Source organism: bacterium, assembly GCA_019912885.1.
Lineage (GTDB): Bacteria > Lernaellota > Lernaellaia > JACKCT01 > JACKCT01 > JAIOHV01.
Genome location: JAIOHV010000147.1, coordinates 1 through 20,068 on the forward strand (window position 1 = coordinate 1; position 20,068 = coordinate 20,068).

Genomic DNA, 20,068 nt, shown 5'->3' on the forward strand with positions numbered 1-20,068 from the left:
CCCGTGTATGAACACCTCTACCGCGTCGTCGCGCTGCCGGACCTCGCCCGGCTCGCGGCGGTTGGCATGGCCGGCGGCTTCGTGCACGTGTTCGACACCGTGACGGGGCGCCTTGTCGAGCGAATCCCCGCGGGGCGCAACATCGCCGATATCAAGCTCTGGCCGGGCATGCCGGGCGTGCTCGTCGCCGCGACCGAGGAGAGGCAGGTGCACGCAATCGACCTTGCCCTTTTGAAGATTGAACGCTCGTTCGAATTCCCGGAGCCGATCGGATACATCGCGGTGGGGGAAAGCGGGCGCGTCGCCGCGGCGGCGACCGGCGTCTTCGCGGTGAGTCGAACCGGCGCGCGGTTGAAGGAAGGGCGCGTTTACCTTTTCAACCCCCATGAGAACGCGGCGCCCCGGGCGTCCGACGCGCTCGTCGCCGGGACAGCCTCCCGCGAGCCGATCTTCGTTCGGGACGACACGCTGCTGCTGGTGCCGAATTTCGGCGCGGCCACCGTGAGCGCGTTTGACGTCGAAACGCGCAAGCTCTACCGCACGCTCGACGTAGGCGCGGGGCCCGAGCGCGTCGTCACGGGCCCGGACGGGAACCTGGCGTACGTCATGAACACGCGCGGCGCGTCCGTGACGGTGATCCGCCTTTCGCCGCTCGAGGTGGTGCGTCATGTGCCGCTGCCCGGCAACCCGGAGCGCGCCGTCGTCAGCCCGGACGGGCGGTTCCTCATCGCGACGCTTCCGCGGCCGCGCGGCGGCGACGACGGTGACGGTGAGCCAATGCCGTCGCCGTCCTGGGCGCCGTTTTTTGTTGACGGCGCCCGCGCGCCGGCGATTGACGACTCCCCCGGCAACCGCGTCGTGCTCGTCGATCTGCGAACCTTCACCGTCGCGGATATCATCCCCGCGCGCGACGACCCGGCGGATATCGTCTCGTCCGCGGACGGCCGCCGCGTGTTCGTCGCGAATTTCGGCGACGATTCGGTTTCGATTTTCGAATAAGAATCGAGGCACGACCGGTAGAGCCCGGCCCGCGACGAGACTTGGCGTCAAATCCGACGCCGGACCGTCCGGGCGGGGAACCGGGCGGCGCCGTCTCGTATGACGCCGAAAATTCTCCCTTTTTCTTTTGCGCGTTTTGTGGCAAGCGCGAACTTCATGCTCCGACGGTTTGCAATCGGCGGCCCGGACGAGGCGGGCGGCGCGCCGCCGTCGTTTCTCGACCGCTTCGGCCCGCTTGTCGCGCTCGCCGCGGGCGTGGCGATGTTCGGCGCCGCCATGTTCAGCACGCCAGGCGGATTTGTCGGGCCGGACAGCTACCGCAATCACGATTTTCTCATCGCGGCGACGCACGACGCCATCGCGCGCGACACCATCCTGAACCACCATCGCCTGCCGGGGCACAGCCATCTGGTGGGCGGCGGATATCCCGTATCGGCGCACCCGTCATCCGGCGCATACAGCCCGCTTTTCATTCCGAGCCTCCTTTTCGGCGAGCGCATCGGTCTGCGTATCGCGATGATCGTCAGCCTGTTCGTCGGCGGTTGGGGCGTGTTCCTCCTTGCGCGCGACCGATATGAGTTGACCGACCGCGCGGCGACCGTCGCGGCGCTCTCGTTCGTGCTCGCCGGGTGGTATCCCTCGCGCATACTCGTCGGTTTTTATGAGACGACGGTCTGGCTGCTGTTTCCCATGGCGCTTTACCTGGCCATCGAGACGCGCCGGCGCCTTTCGCGGTTTTTCGCGGCGGCGGTCATCATGATGACCGCGTTCATGCAGGGGCTCTCCGGCGGCGCTCTGTTCATGATCTGGGCGACGGCGCACGCGGCGGCCGGGATCGGCACGCGGCTTGTCGAGCAGCGCTGGAAGACGGCGTTGCGCCTCATCGTTGTCGCGGCCGTGGCGTGCCTTCTTGGCGCGGTGAAGTTCGTTCCGATGACTGAGCTGTTTTACGAAGGCAACCTGAACCGCTTGGGGCGGAAGCTGGCCGCGATGATGCCGGACGACCCGGAAGAGCAATTCTTGTTCCGGCGATCCTCAACATTTTATCACACGCGTCTTGACGCCAATAACCCGTCCGTCTTTCTTCCGCCAAGCCCGCGCGCGCTGGAGTTTTTGACGGCTCAAACCGAGTTGCACGGGCGCTACGAGTTGACCCCTGACGGCGCCATGCTCGCCATCGAACCCGAATACGCGCACGTGGGGCTCGCGTGGGCCGCCGTCGTCCTTGCGATCGTCGGGGCGGCGCTCGGCGGACGCGCCGGACGGCGCGTGGCGGTTTCGCTTCTTGTCATCTTGTGGATTTCGCTCGGTTCGAACGCGCCCATCGATCTGTTCCGCCCGCTGCACATGCTTCCGGTCATCAACCGCATCTCGCGGCCGATGCAATACCTCGGCTTTTTTCTCGTGTTCGAATTCGCGCTCGCGGCGGGGATCGGTTTCGCGGCGATCGAACGTCATCTGCCCGAGCGCCGGTACGCCCGTGCATCGTGGTTTGTGCTGATCGTGCTGGCCCTCTTGCCAAACGCCTTGCTTGGCGCGCAACGGATCGCCCAGCGCTTTTCGCTTCCCCTCGAGTGGCCCGAGCACGAGCCGACATACTATCAGGTGGCTCTCGCGCGCCCGCAACTCAAGGAACAGCTATCCGTCGGTTGGGGGAGCACCTACCTTAACGTGCTCCGCGGCGTCGGTTCGATCGTCTGGGATGACGCGATCGTGCTGCCGCGGGACGCGCAACCGAAATATTACGTGGACGATTACGGCGGGATCGCGCCGGCGCCCGAATACCGAGGCGAAGCGTGGTTCGATGCGCCGGGCAATGAGGTTCTCGACCAGGACATCGGGCCCGACCGCATCGTCATCGCGCTCGAGATGACGCAACCCGGGACGCTTATCGTCAACCAGAACCACGATCGCCGGTGGCAATCGAGCGCCGGGCGCGTGTGGGATTCCGCGGGATTGCTCGCGGTCGATATCAAACGGCCGGTCAGCCATATCGAGCTGCGTTATCGCTACAGCGCGCGCGACGTGGGACTCACGATTTCGCTTGCGACGCTGGCCACGTTCGCCGCCGGCCCGTGGATCCGGCGCCGGTGGACGCGGCGGCGCGCGGCACGCGGCGCGCTGTAGCCGTCCGCGCTCCGAATGGCGGCTTTCGGGCTTGGGGCGCGGCCTCACCGGCTACGATCGAATGGCCAATTGCGTCGAGCGGCCCGCGCCGGTAAGGATGACGCAATGCGAACGACGCGCCCCATCGCGAATCCGATCCTGCTCGCGGGCGTTATCGGCCTTTCGCTCCTTCTGAGCTGTTCGTTCGACGATCGCGATGCCGGCGACATGGGTGCGGGCGCGATCGAACCAGACGCGGCATCGGTCGACGATGACACGCCGGAAACCGCGGACGACGACACGGCCGCGCCGCCGCGTTGCACCGACGCCGACGGCGAGGCGCCGACGGCCGATAACCTCGCGCCGAAATTTTCGCCGGAGTATTACGCCGAGCAGAGCCGCATCTACTTCGACACGCTCGATTCGTACGCCGATCCCGACTCGATCCCCAACTACTCCACGCACGTCGCGCGCTGGGAGTGGCCGCCGTGGCTGAAGCTGACGGGTTTCGGGCGCGAGGCGATGATCCTCATCGACAAGGTGCTGCGCCTGTACCCGACCGAGGTGCCCGTGCGCGATTGCCGCGCGTTCGAAACGCAGCCGTTCGGGCGATGCCGCGTGGAGTTCTCGTACAACGGCGGGCCGGCGTGCCCGATCTACGAGGAATTCACGTTCAACGACGCGGGCGAGGTGACGTTCATCGAGGCGTGGTCGGACTTTCCGCCGTATTTTCCGTCCGCGCCGGACGATCCATTCGCCGAGAATCCGGATGTGAGTCGTCTTGCCACGAAGATCCCCGGCCTCGGGCGCGCCGACGGGCGCATCGACCTTGACGGCGATTGCACGAAGCAAGCCGCGCAAGAGGACACGGACGTCGCGGACTTCGTCCGTCACGCGAAAAACCCGATCGCGTTCTACATCCGCGACTTTCTGGATTTCGGCGCGGAGAGCTTTGAGTCGGGTTGCGGATGGGAGATCGCCCGGTAGCATGGCTTTTGTCCATGTCCGATTTGTGGCAAGCGGGTATGTCCGCCATTGCGCGAGGAGGCCTCGACCGTGAAACAAACGTGCGCGTGCATTGCGATGCTCGCGGCCTTTTTTGCCGCCGCGCTTCTTGCCGGATGCTTCGACGAAACCGAAGACGGTGAATTCGCCGGCGCGATCGGTGGCGATCCCGTTCTTGGCGACGACGACGATGACGACGGGCGGCAAGACGACGATCGCATTGATGACGACGAGGACGGACCTGGCGACGCGGGCGAAAATCCTTTCGGGCTCGAGTGGGTCGCGCTCGATGGCGGCGAGTTCCTCATGGGGTGCTCTCCCGGCGACGCCCAGTGCCGCGACGAGGAGACGCCGCGCCACATCGTGACCGTCGAGGCGTTTTCCATCACGCAAATCCCCGTCACGCAGGCGCAATACGAGGCGGCGACGGGCGTGAATCCGAGCTTCCACGCCGATTGCCCGGGCTGCCCCGTCGAGCAGGTGACGTGGTTCGACGCGGACGCCTTCTGCGAGCTTGCGGGCGGTCGCCTTCCGACCGAAGCCGAGTGGGAGTACGCCGCGCGCGGCGGCACCGACGGCGTGACGTATTGCGCGGGCGCGGATTGCCTTGGGGATATCGCCTGGTTTCTCGGAAACTCGGACGGCCGGACGCACCCCGCCGGCGAAAAGGCGCCAAACGAATTCGGATTGTTCGACATGGTCGGCAACGTGTGGGAGTGGGTCGCCGATTTCCATGACCCCGCGTATTACTGGCACTCGCCGTCGCGCGATCCGCGGGGACCGGAGAGCGGCGCGTGGCGCACCGTGCGCGGCGCGGGCGCGTACAATAATGATGCGTCGTTCCTTCGCATCTCGTTTCGCAACTTCGACGAACCGACGGACGCGAGCCGCGCGACGGGCTTCCGGTGCGCGCGGTGATTGCGGAATGCGGAATGAATCGCAATCCGACGGTACACAGAGGTCACGGAGAAGACACGGAGGACACGGAGGAATGAAACGGACATTGCGATGACTTTTCAGACCTCCAGACTTCTGCCGCACCCACAAAGTCGGCATTGTTCTTCGGGAAAGGACGCCATGATCAGGACGATTTCTCTCATCACCGCCTTCGTCTTCATCGCTACGTTTGCGCTTTCCTGCGATGGCGGCGCGAATCGAACCGAACAGCCGCCGTCGCCGGAGGGACCGTCCGAGGAAGATCTGGCGCTCGCCGAGCTCGACATGCTGCTTGGCGAAGACGGCGAGCCGGACCGCGAGTCGGTGCGCGGCGCGTTCCGCTGGCTGACGGATATCTTCGCGACGTATCGCGGCGATCCGGCCGACGACTACCTGTTTTCGCCCGACGAGTTGCACGAATTGGCGCAGCTTGGCGTCGGCCTTCCGGTCGCGGACGCGTGGCGCGTGATCCACGACGAGCTCAAGCGCCGCTATCCCGGCAAGATCGCCGACGACTTGCGCTGGACGTTCAACAGCGCGGGGACGGCGTTTTGCCAGATCGCGATCGTGTACGCCTCGACGAAGGAATACGTCGCGTTTTTCGGAACGCCGATCGGCGCGGAAGGCTTCTCGGGCCGCTACGCCGCGGATGTGTGGGATCTCATGATCGACGGCGAGATGTGGACCTACGTGCCCGGCCAGTTCGAGCCGACGGTGTACCTTGCCGGCGACCTCGCGTATTTGCCGCGCGACGGCGGCAAGGGTGTTCGATACGTCGACCATGCGTGGATGATCGACTACGGCCGCGGCAACATCATCAGCATGTTCCCGTTTGGCGTCATCGCCCCGGCGCTGTTCACCACGCTCGACTACAAGAGCGCGTGGGAACAGTTCGTGGATTACGGCAAGCTCGTCGTCAAGGATTTTCTGAACCCGTGACCTTTACGCACTATCGCCCGCGCGAGGGGCATCCCGATTGGCTGTCGCTTTTCGCCGAGGCGCGCGAGGCGGCCGGTCGCCTGCGCGGGTTGCAGGCGCCGCCCCGGAGCCGGACCGCCGACCTCGGGCGCGTCGCGCGCTCGATCCGGACGGCTGCGTCGAACTACATCGAAAATCGCCGCCGCGCCCGCGCGGGGCGCGAGGATTTTCTTCCGCTCTATTTCATCTGGACCGCGCTGCGTACGTGCAACTTTTTGTGCACGTATTGCGACGACCATCGGGGACGAAAATATCCCGAGCTGTCGAATGACGGCGTGCTCGATACCGCCGACGCCTTTCGTCTTCTGCGCATCATGCGCACGCGCACGCCGTCGGTGTATTTCGCCGGCGGCGAACCGACGTTGCGCCGCGATCTGCCGCAGCTCGTCCGCGCCGCGCGCGACATGAACTACAACCCGATCATCGTCAACACGAACGCGTCGGTGCTGGATCGCCTGCTCGAACGACCGGAGTGGGGTACGTTTCTGGCCGATGTCGACAACATCGTCGTCAGCCTGGACGCGCTCGACCTGGGCGTGCTCGCCGAAATGTGGCAATGGCGGACGCCCGAGCGCGTCATCCGCAATCTTCTGATTCTGCGCGAACTGGCGGGACCGTATCGATTCAAGCTCGCGGTGAACTGCGTCATCCAGCCCGGCGCGATCGAACACGCGCGCGACGTGCTGGACTTGGCGTGCGACCTCGGCATCTGGTTCTCGCCGGTGCCGATGAACGTCGGCCCGCGCGTGTCCGGCGCGTTGAAGGACGACGCGGGATATCGCGATCTCGCGGATCTCATTCTCGAGCGCAAGGCGCAAGGATTCCGCGTGAACGGATCGATGCGGATGAACCGCCGGCTGCTTGCCGGCGAGCCGCTCAACTGCCGCAATACGCTGAAGCCGCACGTCGATTTCGACGGGAATCTCTTCTGGCCGTGCAAGTCGACGGTGAACGTCGAGCCGCTGCGCGCGAACGTGCTCGATTTTGACGACGTGGACGCGCTCTGGGCGCACTGCCGCGAGAGCATCGACCCCACGGGTTTTCACGGCCCCGACGCGGATCAGTGCGGCGGCGACTGCAACTGGGCGCAGAACTACACGACGGACGCCTACGCCGAGGGGCTCGCGCGCCCGCTGTCGCTCGTTGCCGAGGTGAGGGAATTCCTGAACAAGCGATGACGAACCGGCACGGCCGCGCCGCGCTGCTCGACGCCGCGGTGACGGCCGCGGGCAGCGTGCTGATCGGCGCGTTCGCGCATCGCCTGCCGGTCATGAGCGTTGCGATTCCGATTCTGCTTGCGGCGCGCATGATCGCCTGGGCGCGATTGCCCGCAAGCGAGCGCGAGCACGGGTTCGGGGCGGAAGCAGCTCTCTACGCGGCGTGCGTCGTCATCGGCGCGGCCAACGACTGGAACACCGTCGTGCGTCACGGGGTGTACGAATACACCGTGCCAAGCGATCTCGGTGCGTTTTCGTCGATCCCTGCGTGGATGCTGCTTTTCTGGGGGCAGATTCTCCGCTCGCTCGCATCGCTTTCGCGCTGGACGCGCCTTGGCCCGGACACGTCGCCGAAATCGTTGCGCGTCTGGCGGGGCGCCCAGATCGGCGGTCGCGCCGCGCGCCTCGCGTTCATCCTTTTGGTGACGATCGCGACGCGGCAGGCGATCTACCGATTCCACCTGCATCCGATTTGGTCGTGGCTGCCGTTTTCGCTCGCTCTCGCCGTGTACGTCTTCGCAATGCGGCCATCGTTGCGTCATCTCCGCGTCGCGTCGCTGCTTGTCGTCGCCGGCCCCGCGGTCGAGGCGATTTTCATCCGCGTCGTCGGCCTGCACCGCTACGACCTGGGCTGGTTATTCGGCGTGCCGCTCTGGATCGTGCTGTGGTGGGCGCTTGCCGCGATGATCCTTGCGGAGTTGACGCAGTGGTTCGAAGACACCGTCTCGCGAGAGACGTGACGGGCGGTTGTCTTGACGCGGTATCTTAGTTCGCGTCGACTTGGCGCGTCATGACGGTTCGATTCGACAATCTTCTCGCCATTACGCTCGTGCTTGTTGCGATCATGATGTCCGCCTCGTGTTCGTGCGGCGACGATGACGATGACGCCGACGAAACGGCCGACGACGACGCATCGGACAGCGACACGCATGATGACGATGTCGATGACGATTCGTTTGACGACGACGACACCGACGACGACGACACCGACGACGACGACGCGGGCGACGACGACACCGGCGACGATGACGACGTCGGCATGCCGTGGCTTGTCGCCGAGACGGGCGCGGCGCCGGCCATCTTCGATGAGTTCGGCCGGCAGGTGATCCTGCGCGGCGCGAACTTCAATCACCTGGGCGACTACTTCGAGACGGACCCGCGTCTTCCGACCGTCGCGGAGCTTTCCGGCGAGGATTGGGACGACGCGGCGGCGCTCGGCATGAATGTCGTGCGCCTGGTGACGAGCTGGTCCGCATGGGAGCCGGAGCGAGACGCGTTCGATACCGATTATCTCGACCGCGTGCGCGACGCGATCGGGCAGGCAAACGCGCGCGGCATTTACGTTGTCATCGACATGCACCAGGACGCGTGGAGCAAGTTCGTCTTCACGCCCGCGGGTGACGGCTGCCCGAACGGAACGCATCACCAGATCGGCTGGGACGGCGCGCCCGAATGGGCGACGTACACCGACGGCGAGCCGACGTGCACGCCCGGCCGGCGTGAGCAAAGCCCGGCGGTCATCCGCGCGTGGGAAAACTTCTGGACCAACCACGACGGCATTCGCGACGAGCTGGTTGAGCTTTGGGGACGCGTCGCCGCCGAGTTCGCGCACGAGCCGGGCGTGGCGGGATTCGACCTGTTGAACGAGCCGGGGCACGGCGACGATTTCGGCGAGACGTTTGACGGCCTCACGACTTTCTATCGCGACGCGATCGGCGCGATCCGCGACGCGGAGCATGACGCCGGCGCGCCGGGGCACATCGTCTTTTTCGAGACGAGCGTATTCGGCGTGCCGCCCGCGTTCGACCTCGTCGATTCCGATCCGGACGCAAACCTCGTCTTCGCGCCGCACAACTACTTCGCGTCGATCATCCCCGGTCCGCTCGGGCTGCTGGACGTCGGATTTTTCCTGTTCGATGGGCTCGGCCGCATCTACGGCACGACCGTGTGGACCGGCGAATACAACAGCTTCTCCGACCCCGCGACGAACGAGGCCTGGACGACCCGATTTGCCGCGCTCGACGACGGCCGCCTGTTCGCCGGCGGCACGTGGTGGCAGTGGGAGCAGGAGTGCGGCGATCCGCACAACATCCCGTACCCGCCGTCGGAAGACTGGATCACGCAGCAGCAGGCCCAATGCGGCGACGCGCGTTTCGACGTTTCCTCGCGGCCATGCCTTTCGCGCGCTTACCCGCGCGCGGCGCCGGGGCGATTGACGCGCATCGACGCGAAGCCGTGCGGCGAGGGTCTCGTCGCGGAGGGGACAAGCGACGCCGCGGGTCTTGCCGAGGTCTGGTTTCCTTCCGCGAGCGGCGAGGCGCCGGCGGTAAGCGGGCACAACATCGGCGAATTCGACGTAACGGCCGTTGACGGCGGCTACATGATTTTCGTCGAGGTCGGCGGCGAGTACGTCGTGACGATCGCGGAGTAAGGAACAACGCACTCTCGCCGACTCTCAATCCTCGATCCTCAATCCTGAAAAAAAGGGCGGCCGCGAGGCCGCCTTTTTTGATGCGATGCTTTTTTTCGATTACGGCGTGCTGTCGTGCTCGATCGTGCGCGCGCCGATCGGCTGCACCGGGCGGAAGTTGTCGTCGTACTTCGCCTTGAGCGCGTTGAGCTGCGTCGTGCTCAGCTCCACCGGCGTGTCGAGAACGAACCAGAGAACGCCCTCGGTGCACGGCGGCGTCGTGAACGAACCGTCGTAAGCGTAGTAGGTCCGTGTCGCCGGCAGCAGGTTGCTGAGCGTCACCTCGTCGACCGGTTCCGCGGTGTCATCCTCGTCGGGAAGGTTGTTGATGAAGACATCCCAATCGGCGTTCGCGGCCTCGACCTCATCTTCATTCATAAAGATGCCGATCACTGCGTAGTTGCCGCCCTCGTCCTGATGCACGAAATGGAATTCGGCGTCGTGGTACGCGCCGTCTTCCTGATGCTCGCTGCTAACGTGGTAGTGGAACTGATCCATCGTGTAGGTGGTGCCGTCGACCTCGAAGGTCTGCGTATCGCCCGGCGTCGCCACGACGGTGTGCCCGTTGTTCGCGAGGCTGATGGTCGTCGTGGTCCACGCGAAGTCGATGTTGTCGAGATCGACCTCGGACTCGCCGGTCAGGTCCACGGGCGACTGCTCCATGTCGTCGCACGCGGGGTACTCGTCCGACCAATCGTCGGGATGCTCGTAATCCCAGTGCGGATCGTCGTCGTCGTCGTGGCTGTCATCGTCATCCTCGTCGTCGTCGTCGGATTCGTCATCGTCCGACTCGTCGTCATCGGCGTCGTCGTCGCCCGCATCGTCATCCGCGTCGTCGTCTCCAACATCATCGTCGTCGTCATCGTCATCGTCGCCGCAGCCGTTGGCGACCGTCGCCAGCATGGCAACAAGCGCGAGCATCATCAGAACAAACAATCGATTGCGTCCCATCGGATAGCTCCCTCCTGGGGCTGGATTGAAAGAGGCGCGGAAATTAGTTTTATCGGTAACGAAAAGTCAAAATAATTTCGTCGATATGTTAGGCTCCTAACCGTTATTCAACGCAGCCGCGAGGCCTCTTTGAAGGTTCAATCCAGGAGGTCAATCCTATGGCTCCCGGTGAGAACGTTGGAAATTTCGGACTCGAACGGCCTGTTTTTTTAGCGGCAAATCTTGGCAAGGGGCGCGCCTTCGCTCAACACCCGCACCCACAGCCGCCGCCGTCATCGTTATCGTCGTCATCCGAGTCGTCGTCGTCATCCGAGTCGTCGTCATCGTCATCGTCGTCATCCGAGTCGTCATCATCCGTGGCCGCGTCGTCGTCGTCGGCGTCGTCGTCAGAGGCTACCTGTTCGGTTCGCATCATCTGAAACCGACCAACAATGTAGTAATCCGTATCGGTTTCTCCGGTCCAATTTACTGGAAGAAAAACGTCGTAGAGTCCATCGTTCGTCAAAGCAGATTCGCCGGGTTTATTGACGACAAAATCACTATTTGCCAGGTTTCCGACAAAGGAATGTCCATAAACGTACTCCCAGTCGTCGTACCAAGGCAGAGCGCCGCTTAGATCATAGTTGCAAGATACAGGCTTTTCAGAATCCGAATCGATTTTGACTTCACCATCATTCAAACTCAAAGGATGTAATTTGGTTTCGCCCATCGCGAGAAGTAGTTCCCAGTTCTTGCTGAATACATAGATAATTCCAAATCGTTCGTTTGAGCCCGTGGCGTGAACAAATACCGAATCACCCGATGACATAGGCGGCTCAAATTCCGTCCGGTTCCAGGCAACGTCCATCTCCCACCCATCAGTATCTAATTTAATATCGTTTCCGTTAATTACCACCTCTGCGAGAATGCCCGCAAAATATCCAAAACGTTTAACAAAGTCGTTGTTGATGGTTTCAAAATCGTGAATATCGAACCATAATTCTGGGAAGTAATAGTCTCCACATGACTCCATTTCGTCTCCAGCGGCGACGAAGCGAATGTCGCAGAATATCATGGCAATAGAAAGCAAAATAAATAGTCTGTGCACAATCGACATAGCAATTTTACCTTTCTAATTGTCGATGCCGTTATACGCAGCTTGCGCATCCCAGTCAAGTAAATCCACACTTTCTAAATCTGCAGCGTCTCTCAACGCGTCATAAACACCGACGCCCTCGTCTTCCCAGTCGCTCGGGGCTGAACCTGTCCACACATCCATTATAGTATTAAATGTCACGCCGTCATCGGTCATGAGGTCCCACCAAAAACGAAGCCAATCGTATTCGAGGGACTGGTTGTCGTCATAGGGATCGCAATTTGCGCTTAAGTAATTGTTGCCAGACTCGCAACTATAATTTTGAGGAACATGCACCAGCTGCCCCGCTTTATTAAACCAAATGGTCTTGTAGTAAAAATACTCGCAGTCGGATTCTTCAATATCGTTCCATACCGTCGCTGCATAGTAATGGGCAAACCCCTCTTTTGCTGCTACATTTTGCCATTCGAGGCTTATGAAATCGTGGCTTGTGTCTGTCCATTCATCGCAATCGTGGTTTGTTAATAGCAATTCGTCGGTGTGCACTAGACCTCCATCATCACGCAAAATTCCAATGTAGTGCCCCAGCTCGTGTGCTATAATGAACTTGTGTGACTTACCATTTTCCGAAAGAAAAACTCCGTCTTCTCGAGCACAGCTCCCATCACCACCGCAGCCGCTATTGCCATTAAACAAGCTGATCGTCTGATTGATTACGCCTCCGGGCCGTTTATTCACGATGTAAGACGCCGCCGTCGTGACCTGGGCGATGGATGCGCCGCCTGGATTACTTACCCAAAGCGGAATTGTCTCGTTATCATCGGGCACGAAGCCACTGATCAGCAGTTGCCAATAAACGGCGGGTGTGGCGTCATCCTCAACGACCTTGACATAATTATTCGTAGTGGTCTTGGCTTCCGAATAGGCCACGACGCTGTAAGTTTTCGTATCGGAAAGTGTCATGTAGGTTGTGCAATTCCCTACATATTCGGTCGCGTAGTCGTAATAGATGGTCTGCCCGAGAAGTCCCTCGCGAACACGGACGCGTACGCCATACGCCGGGATGAGGAGATAAGCCATTTCGGGATCCGGCAGCACCCAATAATCCGCGGAATTCGCGTCCTCCCAATACATGACGGGAAATACGCAAAAACGCACCTGATAGTTCGTCGCGTGCGCGGTTCCGGCTGTTCCAAGAAGCATGACGGCAAGAAACAGGAGGGCGAATTTTCTGGCGTTCATGGCCGCCTCCCTTCCAGGACAGATTTGTCAGGCATGACGCCGGTCCAACCCTCCCACGTGACGGGAGGCTCCATCCAAAGCGGAACCGCGTTTTTCTCCTCGGCCGCGAGCGCCGCAAACATCGCGCGCTCCTCGGCGCCGAATACGCCGCCGGGGTACGTCTTCTTGAGTTCCGCGGCGTCGAGCGCCTCGATACGCGACGCGCTTTTGTGCCAGGCGAGATAGCGAGAGGGAAGCGCCTTTGTATAGCCCGGTTTGCCGTCGCCGCGCAACTCCGTCAGGCGGGCATGGACCGTCGTGACGTAGGCCGCCTGCTTTTCGTAATAGCCGACGGCCGGAGTGAGATCGACAGGAATCGTCACGCGCTCTTCGGCGGTGACCGTTACGCTGTTCTTGAAAATCGGAATCCGGTTCGGGCCGAACATCGCGAATACGTTGATTTCGACGGCCATCGCTTCGTCCGGCCGCCCGTCGATCACAACGGTGGTCAACGCGCATTCGCCGCCGGCGTCGAGGTCAGACTTGCCCGAGTCCGCCCACGCCGCGTCGGCGCCCTTGCCTAACCCATAATCCACGTCCTCAATCGTACACTCCGCCCCCCCCCCGGGTCTTCGTCTTCGACCGCGAAGGCAACGGATGCGGGCGCGAGGACAAACGCAAGAGAGGTCAGAGCGGCGATTCGTCGGGTCGAAATCATGGGCGCTCCTATTCGCGGCGTTATCGATCTTACAGAAATCAAGCGGCCTTACGCAAGATCGATTTTCGCCACGAATTTATTTTATTTAGAAAGAAACCTGTTCCTCATGGACTGGATAAAGGTTCACCAAAACCACGGCCGTTTTGCCCGAAAGGTCAAATCCATCCGGCAGATGGAGCGTGACGCTCGCGAGCGTTCCGTTTGGCTTCGCGGCTTTTTCGAGCGACAGGCCGTAGTCCAACTCCACCGCGCGGCCGGTCGCGTCGTCGAGAAGCACGACGATCGGTAGATGGTCCGCGGCCGGCAGGTCGTTCGCCGTAAAGTTCGCGCGCACGAAATCCGCGCCCGCGTCGATCGAATCGACGTCGATGTCCGGCCGCGATCCGAGATCTCCCGGCGCGGGCGAAAACAGCGCCGTGCCGTTGACGATGAGCTTGCCGGAATCCGGATGACACAGGCCGAGGATGTCGAGCTGCGTTCCGAAAAACTCCACGTTCGCGCAGGTCACCTCGCCGTAGATGTTCAGCGGGTCGCTCGTCAGGTCGGGGTAAAGCCGGCCGCTTGCGCGGAAATCGTCCAGGCGGATATCGACATCCGTGATCGACACGGCAAAGCCCGCGCCCTCGAGCGCGAAGTACGAATCGATGGACTGGCCGTTCAGCGCGAAGATCGATTTCGAATCCGGGTTGACGGCGGGATTAAGCCCGGGCGTGCCCTCTACGGCGATCGTCACGAGCGCGCCGCTCTCCTCGTCGATCGCGACGGGCGCAACGAAGAAGTTGTACGAGTCGAACCCGATCTGGTTGAAGGTCGTCATCATCGGCGGCTGCGGCACGGCCATGCGACGCAGCCACAGCACCGTGGATTCGTTCGCCCCGATCGCAAGCGGCAGGCCGTTGCCCGTCGGCGCGGCGGTGCGAAAGCTGAACGTTCGTTCAAAATTTCCGCCGACGTTGCCGCCCACGACGCGGTTGCCGAGGCGGAACCCGCCGACAAGATACTCGCCGGAGATTTCGACGAGGTAGTTCGCATCCATCGGCAGCGGCGCGTCGGGGATGATCGACACAAAGTTGCCGTCCGCGCTCGGCTCCACGCGGTAGGCGAAATTCGGCGCCACCGTCACGTGCAATGTCTCGCTTTTGATGCGCGCGCAGATCGTATCGCCGCCCTCGCGCACGACAAGGCGAAACGTCATCGCGCTTGTCGGCGCGGGCGTCTCGGTGACGCTCGGCTCCGAGTTGCCGCCGGTGCTGTAATAGTAGAGCAGCGCGCCGTCCGTGGGGATGTCCTCGCCGGCGCTCGTGACGCACCGCGGATCGTTTGACGTCTCGCACCAGCCGAACGGGATGAACACGATGTCGCCCGCCTCGCCGCCGATATAGACGCCGTTTTCGCCGATCGACGGCGAGCCGTTTAAGTCGTTGCGGTCGCTCGTGGATGTGTCGAACGCCCACAGCCGCTCGCCTTCCGGACTCAACGCGTACACGCGGCCGTCGCCCGCGCCGAAGTAGATGTTGCCGTCGCCGTCGATCGCCGCGGACGAGCGGATGGGGTCGAGCGTGTCGTAGGTCCAGCGCGCGCTACCGTCGGGATTGATCGCGTACATCGAGCCATCCGCGCTGCCGGCGTAGATCGTGCCATCCGCCCCCACCGACGGCGAGGCGTAGAGGTGATCGCGCGCGGGATGCTTCCAGAGCCTTTTGCCGCTTGCCGCGTCGATCGCGTGCAGGTGGCCGTCGAACGAGCCGGCGTACACGGTATCGCGCGCATCATTGAGCGATACCGATCCCGCGACGGGGCCGAGCGTCAGCGCGCGCCAGCGGGCGTCGCCCTCGGTTGTGATCGAGCGGACCATGACATCGTTGCTGCCAAAATAGAGGCGACCGCGAAAATCGAGCGCGGGGCACGACCAGATCTGATCGCCGGTTTCGTGCGTCCATAGCACGTCGCCCGCCTGGCTGATGGCGTACATGCGGCGGTCGTCGTTGCCGGCGTAGAGCGTGCCGTCCGGTCCCATCGCGATGTGGCCTTCCCACCAGGTGATGAACGCGCCGCCGAGCGCGGCGAGCCGCCAGCGCTCCGTTCCGTCGGGGTTGATGGCATAGACGTACCCGTCGCCACTCGGGGCGAAGATTGTGCCGTCCGCGCCGATGAGCGCCGTGGAGTCGTTGATCTCGCCGGTGGCGAATCGCCACTTTTCGGAGCCGTCGGGGTTGATTGCGTGGATGAAGGTGTCCGCGGTGCCCACGTAGAGCGTGCCATCCGCGTCGATGGCGATCTCGTGATAGACGCCGCGCCCTGTCGAATAGACCCACGGCTCCCGGTCGTTCGCGACGGGGCGGATCGGGCTGCGCCCGCTGTTGCTCACGGTGCGCCGGTGCATCGGCCAGGGCGCATCCGATTTCACCGGCACGTCGTAACCGTATCCGCCGGTGTCGTCGTCAACCGCGTCGTCGTCTGGCGGCGCCGAATCGTCGTCGTCATCGGACGCGGTATCGTCGTCATCGGAGGGGTCGTCGTCATCGTCATCGAGCCCCGTGCTTTCGTCGCAGGCGCACGAGGCGGAAAGCCCCACAGCCAGGAGCAGAAGCATCAGGACGGAAAGAGCTTTTGTCATGGTTTCGCTTTCGGAATGGACGGAATCGACATTATGGACAGGATGGATACGGACAGCGCAAGTGGCGAGTGACGAATTACGAATGACGAGTGATTTCCTGAATGGGGAGTTGCGAGCGGCGAGCACGGCGTGATTTTCCTCAACAGTGCGGAGGCGCTTTCGGGCGATGCGGTGCGGTTCAAATTTTTTCATGGCTTTCGAGTCTTGGTACGGAAATGCGATTCCGCGATTCCCACTCGTCACTCGTCACTCGTAATTCGTCACTGGATTTGACCCGCGTCCGGTTGACCCGCCCCGCCGCGCGTGCTAATCCCGCCCAGACTGAGTGACGGTTCATTCATTTTCCTGCCGCGCGCATCGGACTTCGGAAATTGACCCAAAATTCGCAAAAAAACGCCAAAACCACACCCGGGACCAAGGCGGAGCCGCGCGCGAAAGGCGCGAACGCCAAAGGCGCGAGCAAGGGCGAAAACGCGAAGGCGGAGGGGTCGGTCAAGGCCGACCGGGCGACGCTCGCGCAGGCCAAGACGGCCAAGTTCGACAAAATCCTTCGCGCGGCCGTGAAGATCTTCGCGAAAAACGGGTTCCACAACGCCAAGATCAGCGAAATCGCCAAGGAAGCGGGCGTCGCCGACGGCACGATCTACCTGTACTTCAAGAACAAGGACGACCTGCTCATCCAGCTTTTCGAGCAGCAGATCGGCGTCGCCATGGCGCACGCCAAGGACGTGCTCGCCGGCGAAACCGAACCCGCGCGCCGGCTCGAGGCGTTTGTCGTCGCGTACCTTCGTTACATGGAAAAACACAAGAACCTGGCCGAGGTGCTCTCCGTCGAGCTGCGCCAGAGCCACAAGTTCATGAAGGAATATGTGCCGATCAAGTTCGCGGAATTCCTGAAAGTGATCGGCGAAATCATCGAAGATGGCGTCGTAGCCGGCGTGTTTCGCGCCGACGCGGACTCGCACGTATTGCGCCGTGCGATCTTCGGAGCGATCGACGAGCTGGTCCTTGCCGCGGTGCTCGCGCGCCGGCCGCCGTTTTCCGCGGACGACGCGGCCCGCGCCCTTTCCGCGCTGTTTTTGGACGGACTTCTCGCGCGCAAGTGACGCGCCATATCGACGGAACACGGAGCGCACGGGGAAGACACGGAGAACACGGAGAAATTGTCGGATCCGCGAATCGGGTCCATCGAGACCATCAAGTCCATTTAGTCCATATCGTCCATTTGGGACCGAAAACGCGAAACACGCGAATCTGAAGGGAAGGACGAAAAATGAAAGCTGTGGTTCTTTGCAAGCAGGTGCCGGACACGGAAAGCCGCATCAAACTTTCCGGCGACGGCAAAGGCTTCGATCTGGAGGGGGTCAAGTGGATCCTCAACCCCTACTGCGAGTTCGCCGTCGAGGAAGCGTTGCTGCTCAAGGATGCGGGCAAGCTCGAATCCGTCACGGTGCTCGGCCTTGGACCCGACCGCATTGTCGAGGCGCTGCGCACGGCGCTCGCGATGGGCGCGGATGACGCGATCCACGTGAAAGGCGAGCCGGCGTTCGGCGACAGCCTGGGGACCGCCAAGGGCATCGCCGGCGCGCTGAAAGACGCAGGCTACGATCTTATCCTTTCGGGCTGCCGCGCGATCGACGACGACCAGTTTGCCGTGCCGGTTATGGTCGCCGAGCTGCTCAATCTCCCGCACGTGCACATCGCCTCGAAGATCGAGATCGATGGCGCGGTGAAGACCTGGCGCGATGTCGAGGGCGGCACGAAGCTTGTCACCGAGGCGCCGGCCCCGTGCGTCGTGTCGTTCACAAAGACGGGCCACGAGCCGCGTTACGCGAGCCTGCCCGGCATCATGAAGGCGAAAAAGAAGCCGGTGGACGTGAAGGAATTCGCGGGCGCGGACGCCAGGACAACGCTGGTCGCGACCTCGCTGCCGGAAGAACGGCAGGCGGGAAAGGTGCTTACGGGCGTCGAGAACGTACCGGAGCTCGTGCGTCTCCTGCGCGAAGAAGCCAAGGTCATCTGATTAATGGGGAATGGGGAATTGCGAATGGGGAATGAATCGCAAGCAGCCGCGTCGGAGCCGCAAACGGCGGTGTCGGTGCCGCAAACGAAGCCGTGCCAAAGGCGCGGCGAAGTGCGCGGGCTGCACGGAACCATTGCAACGCACTTCGCGATTCCACTCGATCCTCAATCCTCAATCCTCTTTCGTCGATCCTCAATCATCGATTGGAACCGCGACCGTAAGGGAGCGGGTTGAAAGGAAACATCATGGCCAACGTACTGGCGGTTGCCGAAATCAAGGACGGGTCCCCCAAAAAGGTGACCCTGGAACTTCTGACCAAGGGCAAGGAGGTCGCGGGCGCGTTTGGCGGAACACTCTCCGTCGTCGCGATCGGGACCGGACTTGCCGGGTTCGCGGAAAAGGTCGCCCCGTACGGCGCGACGAAGGTCTTTGCCGCGGACGGCGTGTCCGAATATTCGAGCGAGGGCTACACGAAGATCCTCGCCGACGCGGTCAAGCAGGCCGGCGCGGGCATCGTTCTGTTTGCCGCCTCGTCCGCGGGGCGCGATCTCGCGCCTCGCCTGGCCGCGCGTCTTGACGCCGGACTCGCGGCGGACTGCGTCGATATCGCGGTCGAAGGCGGCAAGGTCCGCGTGAAGCGCCCGGTGTTTTCCGGCAAGGCGTTCGCGTCGGTGGAGTTCGCGACGACGCCCGCGGTCGTTTCGCTTCGCCCGAACACCTTTCCCGTCGCGCCGCCGGTCGGCGGCAGCGCCGAGACGGTCAGCCTCGACGCGTCGTTCGGAGACGCGAAGGCGAAGGTCGTCGAGACGCAGGCCGCCAAGAGCGCCCGGCCCGATCTCACCGAAGCCGAGCGCATCGTCTCCGGCGGGCGCGCGATGAAGAACGCCGAGAATTTCGCGATCCTCGAGGAACTCGCGGATGTCATCGGCGCGACCGTGGGCGCCTCGCGCGCGGCGGTCGATTCCGGCTTCGCACCGCACGCCATGCAGGTCGGCCAGACCGGCAAGACGGTGAACCCGGTGCTCTACATCGCGTGCGGCATCAGCGGCGCGATTCAGCACCTGGCCGGCATGCGGACCTCCAAGGTCATTGTTGCGATCAATAAGGACCCGGAGGCGCCGATCTTCCAGAAGGCCGACTACGGCCTTGTCGCCGACCTGTTCGAGGCGGTGCCGAAGATGACCGAGGAGTTCAAGAAGATTCTGAGCGAGTAGGGACGAGTCTTTACCGCGAAGGCGCAAAGAACACGCGAAGAAGCCAAGGGTCAGGGCCATTTGTCCTGACCTTTTCCTATGCGCTCTTTGCGGTTCCTTCGCGCCTTTGCGGTGAGATCTCACCTCACCGCTGTGTCAATTCTCGCGATTGCCCGCGCGGCTGCTTCGCGCACTTTCGGGTCCGGGTCGGACAAGCGCTCTTTGAGCGCGTCGCGAGCGGTGATCGCGTCGGCGCCGAGAAGTCCCAGCGCGTGCGTCGCGGAAAGGCGTACGCGTTCGTCGGAATCGGAAAGACGCACAATGAGCGGATCGACCGCGGCGCGCCCGCCGACGCGGCCAAGCGCCGCCGCTACTTCCGCGCGCACCGGTCCGCGATGATCCGACAGCGCGGCGACAAGCTCCGCGCGCGCGTCGGCGGGAAGATTCGGATCGATGGCGCGGGCCGCGCGGGCGGCGGCTTCGTGGACCATCGGGTTTCCGTCGCGAAGGCCCCACACCACCGCGCGCACCTCGGCGCGCGTCGCGGGGCCGATTGCGG

Annotated in this window: 17 protein-coding genes; 11 read left to right on the plus strand and 6 right to left on the minus strand. The window is 63.0% G+C overall.

The window, feature by feature from the left end; all coding sequences use genetic code 11:
* From K8I61_12350 to K8I61_12385, 8 genes are all read left to right on the plus strand, one after another.
* Window positions 1-999, plus strand: a 999-nt coding sequence (locus K8I61_12350) for a YncE family protein (protein MBZ0272820.1), incomplete at its 5' end; no start/stop codon positions are given.
* A gap of 156 nt (window positions 1,000-1,155) precedes the next feature.
* Window positions 1,156-3,126, plus strand: a complete 1,971-nt coding sequence (locus K8I61_12355) for a hypothetical protein (GenBank protein MBZ0272821.1) — start codon at window positions 1,156-1,158, stop codon at window positions 3,124-3,126.
* A 105-nt stretch (window positions 3,127-3,231) separates the two neighbouring features.
* Entirely contained in the window at window positions 3,232-4,092 is an 861-nt protein-coding gene (locus K8I61_12360) for a hypothetical protein (GenBank protein MBZ0272822.1), read from the plus strand.
* 69 nt (window positions 4,093-4,161) lie between these two features.
* Complete coding sequence (locus tag K8I61_12365) at window positions 4,162-5,028, plus strand: formylglycine-generating enzyme family protein (GenBank protein MBZ0272823.1); 867 nt, start codon at window positions 4,162-4,164, stop codon at window positions 5,026-5,028.
* Window positions 5,029-5,187: 159 nt separating this feature from the next.
* Window positions 5,188-5,985: a hypothetical protein gene (locus K8I61_12370; protein MBZ0272824.1), complete on the plus strand. Its 798-nt coding sequence runs from the start codon at window positions 5,188-5,190 to the stop codon at window positions 5,983-5,985.
* Window positions 5,982-7,202 (plus strand): radical SAM protein, encoded by a 1,221-nt coding sequence (locus K8I61_12375; protein MBZ0272825.1) that lies wholly within the window; start codon window positions 5,982-5,984, stop codon window positions 7,200-7,202. The genes K8I61_12370 and K8I61_12375 overlap by 4 nt, the downstream gene beginning before the upstream one ends.
* Window positions 7,199-7,981, plus strand: coding sequence for a hypothetical protein (locus K8I61_12380; GenBank protein ID MBZ0272826.1), 783 nt, complete (start codon window positions 7,199-7,201; stop codon window positions 7,979-7,981). The genes K8I61_12375 and K8I61_12380 overlap by 4 nt, the downstream gene beginning before the upstream one ends.
* Window positions 7,982-8,031: 50 nt before the next feature.
* Window positions 8,032-9,672, plus strand: coding sequence for a glycoside hydrolase family 5 protein (locus K8I61_12385; GenBank protein MBZ0272827.1), 1,641 nt, complete (start codon window positions 8,032-8,034; stop codon window positions 9,670-9,672).
* Between the two features lie 99 nt (window positions 9,673-9,771).
* Here K8I61_12385 and K8I61_12390 read toward each other — a convergent pair whose 3' ends face one another.
* The 5 genes from K8I61_12390 to K8I61_12410 all read right to left on the minus strand — a co-directional run bounded on the left by K8I61_12390 (window position 9,772) and on the right by K8I61_12410 (window position 16,293).
* Window positions 9,772-10,662, minus strand: a complete 891-nt coding sequence (locus K8I61_12390) for a carbonic anhydrase family protein (GenBank protein MBZ0272828.1) — start codon at window positions 10,660-10,662, stop codon at window positions 9,772-9,774.
* 244 nt (window positions 10,663-10,906) lie between these two features.
* The gene (locus tag K8I61_12395) at window positions 10,907-11,758 is read right to left on the minus strand and encodes a hypothetical protein (protein ID MBZ0272829.1); all 852 of its coding nucleotides are present in this window, start codon (window positions 11,756-11,758) and stop codon (window positions 10,907-10,909) included.
* Window positions 11,759-11,773: 15 nt separating this feature from the next.
* On the minus strand, window positions 11,774-12,979 hold the full coding sequence (locus K8I61_12400; protein ID MBZ0272830.1) for a hypothetical protein: 1,206 nt from the start codon (window positions 12,977-12,979) through the stop codon (window positions 11,774-11,776).
* Window positions 12,976-13,554: a hypothetical protein gene (locus tag K8I61_12405; GenBank protein MBZ0272831.1), complete on the minus strand. Its 579-nt coding sequence runs from the start codon at window positions 13,552-13,554 to the stop codon at window positions 12,976-12,978. The genes K8I61_12400 and K8I61_12405 overlap by 4 nt, the downstream gene beginning before the upstream one ends.
* 207 nt (window positions 13,555-13,761) lie before the next feature.
* On the minus strand, window positions 13,762-16,293 hold the full coding sequence (locus K8I61_12410; GenBank protein MBZ0272832.1) for a PQQ-binding-like beta-propeller repeat protein: 2,532 nt from the start codon (window positions 16,291-16,293) through the stop codon (window positions 13,762-13,764).
* 371 nt (window positions 16,294-16,664) lie between these two features.
* Here K8I61_12410 and K8I61_12415 point away from each other — a divergent pair, with 371 nt between their 5' ends.
* The 3 genes from K8I61_12415 to K8I61_12425 all read left to right on the plus strand — a co-directional run bounded on the left by K8I61_12415 (window position 16,665) and on the right by K8I61_12425 (window position 19,530).
* Window positions 16,665-17,399, plus strand: coding sequence for a TetR/AcrR family transcriptional regulator (locus K8I61_12415; protein MBZ0272833.1), 735 nt, complete (start codon window positions 16,665-16,667; stop codon window positions 17,397-17,399).
* Window positions 17,400-17,566: 167 nt separating this feature from the next.
* Complete coding sequence (locus tag K8I61_12420) at window positions 17,567-18,316, plus strand: electron transfer flavoprotein subunit beta/FixA family protein (GenBank protein MBZ0272834.1); 750 nt, start codon at window positions 17,567-17,569, stop codon at window positions 18,314-18,316.
* A gap of 242 nt (window positions 18,317-18,558) precedes the next feature.
* Complete coding sequence (locus K8I61_12425; GenBank protein MBZ0272835.1) at window positions 18,559-19,530, plus strand: electron transfer flavoprotein subunit alpha/FixB family protein; 972 nt, start codon at window positions 18,559-18,561, stop codon at window positions 19,528-19,530.
* A gap of 119 nt (window positions 19,531-19,649) precedes the next feature.
* Here K8I61_12425 and K8I61_12430 read toward each other — a convergent pair.
* Window positions 19,650-20,068: HEAT repeat domain-containing protein (locus tag K8I61_12430; GenBank protein MBZ0272836.1), on the minus strand; the 419-nt coding region annotated here is incomplete at its 5' end.